Below are 286 nucleotides of genomic sequence, written 5' to 3'. Positions count from 1 at the left end.
ACCGTATTCGCCGCCCTGGCCGACCCAACCCGCCGCGCGATACTTGCGCGCCTGGCGGAAGGCGAAGCCCCGGTTAGCGAACTCGCCCGCCCGTTCGACATGTCCGCCCCGGCCATTTCCAAGCACCTGCGCGTGCTGGCCGAAGCCGGGCTGATCGAGCGCGAAATCAACGCGCGCTGGCGCATCTGCCATCTGCGCCCCGGCGCCCTGCGCGATGCGCACGGCTGGCTGGAGCGCTATCGCCAGCATTGGGAAGGCAACCTGGACCGCCTGGTTGCGTTTGTCG

At 69.6% G+C, this 286-nt stretch carries 1 protein-coding gene; it reads left to right on the top strand.

The window, feature by feature from the left end:
• On the top strand, positions 1–286 hold a 286-nt coding region (locus RVY79_RS19050), incomplete at both ends, for a metalloregulator ArsR/SmtB family transcription factor (RefSeq protein WP_317466121.1).

The sequence above is a fragment of the Chromohalobacter sp. HP20-39 genome (genome assembly GCF_033052815.1).
Lineage (GTDB): Bacteria > Pseudomonadota > Gammaproteobacteria > Pseudomonadales > Halomonadaceae > Chromohalobacter.
This window is presented reverse-complemented; position numbering and strand designations above follow the sequence as displayed.